2 protein-coding genes are annotated in these 1397 nt (G+C 68.4%); both read right to left on the bottom strand.

Going from position 1 to position 1397, the window contains the following annotated elements; translation table 11 throughout:
* Positions 1–606 (bottom strand): ABC transporter substrate-binding protein (locus AC1DOC_RS33610; protein ID WP_478131564.1); only part of this gene is annotated, 606 nt, incomplete at its 3' end.
* Positions 607–617: 11 nt separating this feature from the next.
* Positions 618–1397, bottom strand: a 780-nt coding sequence (gene ssuC, locus AC1DOC_RS33605; RefSeq protein ID WP_478131563.1) for an aliphatic sulfonate ABC transporter permease SsuC, incomplete at its 5' end; no start/stop codon positions are given.

Raw genomic sequence — 1397 nt, 5'->3', positions numbered from 1 at the left:
GGCCTGGCGCTGCGCGACCGCCAGGAACGGGTCCCACACGACCCAGGCGTCGATGGCGCCGCGCTCGAAGGCGGCACGGCCGTCGGCCGGCGTCAGGTAGGCGGGATCGATGTCCCTGAAGGACAGGCCAGCCTTCTCCAGCGCCGCGATCAGCAGGTAGTGCGCGCCGGCCGCCTTGGCGAAGCCGACCTTCTTTCCCTTCAGGTCGGCCACCGACCGGAGCGGCGAGTCCTCGCGCACGAGAATGGCCTGCGCGGCCGGCGACGGCGCTTCCTGCGCGACAAAGGTCAGGTCGGCGCCGGCGGCCTGCGCGAACACCGGCACGGTGTCGGCCACGTCGGCACTGATGTCCAGGTTGTCGAGGTTCAGCGCCTCGAGCAGCGGCAGGCCGCTGGTGAACTCGTGCCAGCTCAGCGTGGCGTTGAGCGGGGCGAGCTGCTTTTCGAGCGTGCCCTGCACCTTCAGCAGCGCGATCAGCGTCGAGGACTTCTGGTAGCCGAGCCGCACGGTAAGGGGCCGCGTGGCCCCGCCCTGCGCAAACGCGGCACCGGCGCCCAGTGCGCCCAGCGTGGCGATGGCCGCGCGCCGCGAAATGATGTTCTTCATGTGCCCGGCCCTCACTTCGCCGTCTTCTTCTGGTAGCCCGGATGCCAGCGCAGCCACCATTGCTCCAGCCCGCGCGCGAACAGGTCGGCCAGCTTGCCGAGCAGCGCATACAAGAGGATGCCCACCAGCACGATGTCGGTCTGCAGGAACTCGCGGGCGTTCATCGTGAGATAGCCGATGCCGGCCTGCGCCGAGATGGTTTCGGCCACGATCAAAATCACCCACATCAGCCCGAGCGAAAAGCGCAGGCCCACCAGGATGGACGACAGCGCGCCGGGCAGGATCACCTCGCGGTACAGCTGCCAGCGCGAAAGCCCGTAGGTGCGCCCCATCTCGATCAGCTGCGGATCGACGTTGCGGATGCCGTGAAAGGTGTTGAGGTAGATCGGAAAGAACACCGACACCGAGATCAGGAACAGCTTGGCCGACTCGTCGATGCCAAACCACAAGATCACCAGCGGAATCAGCGCCAGCGCGGGGATGTTGCGCACCATCTGGATGGTCGAATCGAGCAGCGTCTCGAAGAACTTCACCGAGCCCGTCAGAAGGCCCAGCACCAGCCCCGTGCCGCCGCCGATCGCAAGGCCCGCGAGCGCGCGGCCCGCACTGACCTTGACGTGCGTCCAGAGCTCGCCCGACACGGCCAGCGCCCAGGCGGCCTTGACCACGTCCACCGGCGCCGGCAGCACCCGCGTGGAGAGCCAGCCCAGCGACGAAGCGATCTGCCAGAAGACGATCAGCCCCACCGGCACCAGCCACGGCACCAGCCGAACCGCCACGCTGGCGCCGAA

Source organism: Variovorax sp. 01T439_2, from assembly GCF_056398445.1.
This window is presented reverse-complemented; position numbering and strand designations above follow the sequence as displayed.